This is a genomic window from Lentzea kristufekii (assembly GCF_033949925.1).
GTDB classification, from domain to species: Bacteria; Actinomycetota; Actinomycetes; order Mycobacteriales; family Pseudonocardiaceae; genus Lentzea; species Lentzea kristufekii.
Map to the genome: position 1 here is coordinate 1 of NZ_JAXAVV010000062.1, position 4,931 is coordinate 4,931.

At 68.7% G+C, this 4,931-nt stretch carries 6 protein-coding genes; 5 read left to right on the forward strand and 1 reads right to left on the reverse strand.

Annotation, left to right across the window (positions count from 1 at the left end):
* The coding region (locus SK571_RS45905) for a hypothetical protein (RefSeq protein WP_319990391.1) at window positions 1-432 on the reverse strand (432 nt) is incomplete at its 3' end.
* Between the two features lie 75 nt (window positions 433-507).
* Here SK571_RS45905 and SK571_RS45910 point away from each other — a divergent pair.
* The 5 genes from SK571_RS45910 to SK571_RS45930 form a co-directional block, all read left to right on the forward strand.
* The gene (locus SK571_RS45910) at window positions 508-1,149 is read left to right on the forward strand and encodes a hypothetical protein (protein WP_319990392.1); all 642 of its coding nucleotides are present in this window, start codon (window positions 508-510) and stop codon (window positions 1,147-1,149) included.
* A 3-nt stretch (window positions 1,150-1,152) separates the two neighbouring features.
* Window positions 1,153-2,637: a hypothetical protein gene (locus SK571_RS45915; RefSeq protein ID WP_319990393.1), complete on the forward strand. Its 1,485-nt coding sequence runs from the start codon at window positions 1,153-1,155 to the stop codon at window positions 2,635-2,637.
* Window positions 2,634-3,104 carry a YbaB/EbfC family DNA-binding protein gene (locus tag SK571_RS45920; RefSeq protein WP_319990394.1) on the forward strand — a complete coding sequence of 157 codons (471 nt, stop codon included), beginning with the start codon at window positions 2,634-2,636 and terminating at the stop codon, window positions 3,102-3,104. Before SK571_RS45915 ends, SK571_RS45920 begins: the two co-directional genes overlap by 4 nt.
* Window positions 3,097-3,399, forward strand: coding sequence for a WXG100 family type VII secretion target (locus tag SK571_RS45925; RefSeq protein ID WP_319990395.1), 303 nt, complete (start codon window positions 3,097-3,099; stop codon window positions 3,397-3,399). Before SK571_RS45920 ends, SK571_RS45925 begins: the two co-directional genes overlap by 8 nt.
* A 32-nt stretch (window positions 3,400-3,431) precedes the next feature.
* On the forward strand, window positions 3,432-4,931 hold a 1,500-nt coding region (locus SK571_RS45930), incomplete at its 3' end, for a WXG100-like domain-containing protein (RefSeq protein WP_319990396.1).

The following is a 4,931-nucleotide window of genomic DNA, read 5'->3' on the forward strand; positions in this document are numbered from 1 at the left end:
GCGGCCAAGGGCACGGCTGATGCGGCGAAGGCTGCGTTGGCAGGTGGCGGCGGTGCAGGCGGCGGTGCTGGTGGCGGTGCTGGTGGCGGTGGTGATGCTGGCGGCGGCGCTGGTGGTGGCGGTGCTGACAACACGAACAGCGCCGAGCAGCAGCAACAGGCGCAACGCCAGGCACAGGCTGACGCGGCGAGGCAGCAGGCCCAGGCCGCGGCTGGCCAGGCGAAGGCCGCGATGGCGAGCCTGAGCGGCGGCGGCGGTGCTGATGGCGGCGCCGGTGGCGGTGGCGGTGCTGATGGCGGCGCCGGTGGCGGTGGCGGTGCTGATGGCGGCGCCGGTATCGGTGGCGCCGGTAGTGGTGGCGGCGCCGGTGGCGGTGCTGGTGGCGGCGGCGCTGGCAATGCTGGCCACACGGACAGCGCTGAGCAGCAGCAACAGGCGCAACGTCAGGCAGAGGCCGACGCGGCGAGGCAGCAGGCTCGGGCTTCGGCGGAGGCCGCCAAGGCCGAGTTGGGCAAGCTCGGCGGCGGCGGCGGCGGCAGCGGCAGCGGTGGTACCGGCAGTGGCAGCGGCCACGGCGCCGGGCACACGAACACTGCCGGCCACACGAACACTGCCGCGCAACAAGCCGCCGAGCAGGCTCAGCGCAACGCTGAAGCGCACGCGCGGCAGGTCGCCGACGAAGCCCGCAGAAACCTGACGGGTGGCATTCCCGGCCTGCCCGATCACGCGCCGAAAACGGACACGCTCAAGCCGTACGAAGCCACCCTCGGCACGTCGAAGCCGTCGTCGTCGCTCTCCAGCTTCCTCGGCGGCGGCGGTTCTGGCGGCGGCTACACCGGAGGCAAGGTGACCCCGCCCGGAGTCAGCCTCTCGTCGGAAGGCTCCCTCTCTCCTCGCGAACAGGGCTTCAGCACGCCTGGCCGCGGCCTGACGACCACCGGTGGACCGGTGGTTCCCGGTCGCGCTGCCGTTGGCGGGATCGGTGAGAACGGCGCGCCGATGATGCCCCCGATGGGCGGCGCGGGTGCGGGCGGCGCCAGTGCGGGCCAGCAGAAGGAACGGGATCGGACGACCTGGCTGCAGGGCGACGACAAGGACTGGGAAGAAGACGAGACCGGAGTGTCGTCTCCCACCATCGGACGGAGCTGAGCGATGGCAACTACCCAAGAGGATCGGCTGACCTTCGACGAGGTCCTCGATCGCGTTCTCGCCGCGGACCCGGAGAGCTTCTACGCACAGGCGAAGGCTTTCGAGCAGGCCTCGGAGGTGCTGGACGAGGCCAAGAGGCTGCTCGCCAAGCAACGGCGGCAGCTCGAGGAAGGCTGGTCCAACGGTGTGAGCGACCGGTTCGTCCGCATCGAGGCGCTGGTCCGGCAGGTGGAGGGGCTGCTGGCGGATCTGCCGGCGTATCCGCGGCTTCTTCGTCGAACGGGAGACGCCATTGTGGACAGTCGGCAGCGCCTGCTCGCCCTGCGCCACATGCCGGTCAAGCCCCACGTCGGCGCGGTGGACCAGGCCGACCTGAAGGCTCTGTCCGATCGCGACAGTCAGGCGCGCAGGATCCTCGGTGAGCTGTCCACCTCGTACCTGCAGATCGGTGGTGAGATGCCGGAGCTTCCGAAGCACACCGTCACGGGTCAGCTGGTGGTGGTGCCTCCGCTGCGGCAGCCGACCGCTGGTGTGGGAGCAGCCGGTTCGCGCGTCATGGCCACCTCCACCCGTTCGCAGCCGGCACATGCACGCTCGTTCACGGGCGGAGGTGGGTCGACGGCGCTCTTCGCTCCGCTGGACGCCGCCGACGAACCGGCGCGACCCGAGCAGCAGGCGGCGTTCGGCCGGTTCGCGACGTTGGCGACGCGGTCAGCCCCCACCGTTCCCGTCCAGAAGGCCCAGTCGTTCAACGGTTTCTCGGGCTTGGCCGACCCCGTTGACCCCGCTGCCGTCGTGCTGGGGGCTCATGGCAAGGGCCTGGGTGCGGCACCGTCCACTGAGGAGGGCAAGGGTGCTGGTGGTCGCAAGCACCTCGAGCTGACGCACCTCCACGCGGGGCTCGACGGCATGGCCACGCAGCTCACCGCCGAGGTGAAGGCTCCGGCGAACCTGGAGTCCGCGCCGCTCGCGGAGCAGCCGGTCACGTCCGCCGCCCCGGTGGCCGCGCAGGCGTTGGGTGCGAAACCGCAGATCACGTTGACCAGCACCGCGCCGCCCGCACCGATGTCTCCTGCGCCTGCCGTACCGGCACCTGCCGCACCGGCACTCGCGGGCGCGGCACCCTCGGCTCCGGCAGCCGCAGTTCCGGCAGCCGCACCACCTCCCGGCCCGTCCTCCCCGCCTGCGGTGCCCGCCACGTCGGGGCCGCAGCCGAATCCCTTCGCCATGGCGGCGAACGCGGGCCTCGCACCTGGCGCCGGACCGGCGGCGAACGCGGTGCGTCCGCCGCTCGGTTCGGCTCTCGGCGCCGGTCTCGCCCCGCCGGCGCCGATGGCCCGAGGCCCGGAGGTGTGGTTGCGGGCGGACACCAGCGACTGGGCCAACACCCACCAGGCGGTCACCCGGCTCGGACGTGATGGCGCGGACCAGGTGCCGGGCTTCAACGGCGGCACGTGTGCCACCGGCCACGGAAAGGAAGTGCGATGAAGGACTGGAGCGCTGAGTACAGGTCGGTGAACGAGGCCGCGGAGGCGGCATTGGCCGACTTCGAACGCGAACACCGCAGGATCGCCGACGTGAACGGCGCGATCGCCGAAGCGTCGACGACGATGCGGTCCAAGGACCGGTCGCTGTCGATCGACCTCGACGGCCGCGGTGAGATCACCGCGATCACGTTCCACGGCACGAAGTACCGCAGCATGGCTCCGACGGAGCTCGCCCACGTGCTGCTCGAGACGATTCGCTCCGGGCGCGCCGAATGCGTGCGGAAAATGAGCGAAGCGATGGGGGACGACTTCCTCCCCGGTATCAGCTTCGCCGACCTGGCCAACGGGAAACTGGATTCCGAGGACGTCTTCCAGAAGCTCGTGGAACCTTTTATCGGTGATGGCGTCGGCGAGGGAATTCTTGGCCGTTCGCCGAAGAACTCGCAGGGAGGTAGCCGCCATGACTAGGGAACTCAGTTTCGACCCGGACGACGTGCGATCTGTCAACAAGCAGGTTTGCTCGACCAAGGACAACTTCTCGGAGAAGCTGCAGGCGTTGATCGCGAAATGTCAGCAACACGACGGGTGCTGGGGCAATGACGAATTCGGCCAGTCCTTCGCCAAGAACTACACGCCCGCCCAGAAGACGATGCTCCAAAATGGGAACGACGTCGTCACGAGCTTGACGAGCTTCTCTTCTCTGCTCGACCGCGGAGTATTGTTTCTGCAGGAAACCGACCAGAACAACGCCAACAATCTGTAAAACGTAGTCCATTCCGGTCAGGGTAAGGTGTCATGACGACCCATTTGCCAGGTGCTCTTCAGACTTTGCTGAAGATCACCGTTGGCATGCCCTGGCCGGAGGGCGACGAAAACGAGCTGTGGGACCTGGCGGATGCCTGGGAGGAATTCGCCGGAGCACTCGAGCAGCTCGCCTCGGAACTCACCTCCGAGGCGAACTCCATCCAAGAAGCACTGGTGGGCGAGACCGGAACCGCGGCCGCCGGCATGCTGAAGACCACATTCGTCGACAGTGCCGGCAAAATGGAGGAAGCCGCGCACGAGCTGGCCAAGTCGCTGACGAACGCGGCCGCCGACATCCAGAAGACCAAGATCATGATCATCGCGATGTTGGGAATTCTGGCGGCCACAATCCTCGAGTTGACCATCTCGATCTTCGGCGCCCCTTTCATCCCGGGTGTCATCGCCGCCGCACGTGTGGGCATCGGCGTTCTGCTGCGGCAGCTGGTGCAGAACATGGCGCGAGCCGGGCTCGTGCAGATCGCGAAGACGGTCGTGACCAAGGTCGCCACCAACGCACTCTTCGGCGCGGGCTTCATGGGAGCCCTCGACGGCGGCATCCAGGCCGGTCAGGTCGCGGCGGGCAAGCGCGACGGCTTCGACCTGAATTCACTGAAGGGGTCGCTGGTCGGCGGCGCCCTCGGCGGCGCCCTCAGCGGTCTCGGATCGGGCATCGGCAAGACGTTCGGCAAGCTCGGCGGCCTCTCCGACGGAAGCCTCAAGTCGAGGCTCTTCGGAACCCTGGCGAACTCCGGCATGCAGATCGTGGCGGCGGGGGCCAGCAACCCGCTCACGAACGTCGCCATGGGCACCGATGACGGCAGCTTCACCGACGGCATGTTCGGCGCCTTCGAAGGCGGTGGCCGCCGCGGCGGCGGCGGCAGCCCCGGCTCGAGCATTCCGAACATCCAGCCGCTGGACATCCAGCCGTTGAACGCGGGGAACCTGACCAACCTGCCGTCCCTGACCACGAACCCGTCGCAAACCACCGTCCCGATCACCAGTGGCAATCGGGAGATCGGCTCCGGCTTCGGCACCACTCCGGTGAACACGACGTCCGATCCGACCACCAACCAGGGCACGGGTCAGCCGTCGACGACGGAGTCGCCGACGACGTCGTCGCAGAACCAGGGCACGGGTCAGCCGTCGACGACGGAGTCGCCGACGACGTCGTCGCAGAACCAGGGCACGGGTCAGCCGTCGACCACGCAGTCGCCGACCACGTCGTCGCCTGCCACGTCGTCGCCTGCCACGTCGTCGCCTGCCACGTCGTCGCCTGCCACGTCGTCGCAGAATCAGGGGACTGGTCAGCCGTCGACGACGCAGTCGCCGACGACGCAGTCGCCGACCACGTCGTCGCAGAATCAGGGGACGGGTCAGCCGTCGACGACGCAGTCGCCGACTACGTCGTCGCAGAACCAAGGTGCGGGCCAAGGGACTGGTCAGCCGTCGACGACGCAGTCGCCCACGACGTCGTCGCAGAACCAGGGCACA

Excerpts from the sequence above, each read along its gene's own strand:
- SK571_RS45915 (WP_319990393.1), top strand. The coding sequence starts at position 1,153 with ATGGCAACTACCCAAGAGGATCGGCTGACCTTCGACGAGGTCCTCGAT.
- SK571_RS45925 (WP_319990395.1), top strand. The coding sequence starts at position 3,097 with ATGACTAGGGAACTCAGTTTCGACCCGGACGACGTGCGATCTGTCAAC.
- SK571_RS45920 (WP_319990394.1), top strand. The coding sequence starts at position 2,634 with ATGAAGGACTGGAGCGCTGAGTACAGGTCGGTGAACGAGGCCGCGGAG.